The sequence below is a fragment of the Agrobacterium sp. genome (assembly GCF_032092815.1).
Lineage (GTDB): Bacteria > Pseudomonadota > Alphaproteobacteria > Rhizobiales > Rhizobiaceae > Agrobacterium.
In genome coordinates, this window is sequence record NZ_DAMDBP010000012.1 from 7460 (window position 1) to 8175 (window position 716).

Sequence of the window (716 nt, forward strand, 5' to 3'; positions counted from 1 at the left end):
GGCTTGTGCGGCGGCCAGCAGTTCGATTGCCAGTACGGTTTGCAGGTTCGAAACAATCGACAGTGCCTTGTCCGCAGTCGGCGTGGCGTGGGTAAGGATGTCTTTCTGCAATGCGGATGTGATACCACCATCAAGGTTTGCATCGCCCTTGACGAGGTATTCCGGCACAAACCAGCCTTTGGATGCGCCAACAAATGTCTTGCCGATCGACTTGACCTTGCCGGCAGCCGCAGCAGCGTTCCAGACGTCGGAGCGGCCGATCCACTCTTCCGCAAAAATCTGCACATCGTTGTTTGCTGTCGCCTGTCCGAGCGTCACGGAGTTACCCGGGATGAAGTCGACCTTGCAGTCATAACCCTTTTCAAGAATGGTCTTCATCACTTCGGTGATGAAGGAGCCACTTTCCCAGTCAATGCCGGCGAAGGTGACGGTTTTGCTATCACCACAACAGGATGCCTGTGCCAAACCGACGGAGCCGCCAAGGATCATGGCAGCGGCTGCAAGTGTGTATTTCAATTTATCATTCAACATCATGTTCCACTTTTTTATTGAATGTCAGGCACTTAAATTGAACTTACTGCTGCCGTTTGAGGGCGGTATGAAATGCCTGGTCGATTTCCTGCTGGTGGATATGGCGACCTTCCTGCACGACCCACTGGCCGGCCACCATCACATCGCGGACGGCGCGTGAACCAAGGGCAAAAAGCCAGCGGTCG

1 protein-coding gene is annotated in these 716 nt (G+C 54.3%); it reads right to left on the reverse strand.

Annotation, left to right across the window (positions count from 1 at the left end; all coding sequences use genetic code 11):
• A partial coding sequence (locus tag RT613_RS09240; RefSeq protein ID WP_313614943.1) for a glycine betaine ABC transporter substrate-binding protein occupies positions 1 to 531 on the reverse strand: 531 nt, incomplete at its 3' end.
• Between the last annotated feature and the right edge of the window lie 185 nt (positions 532 to 716).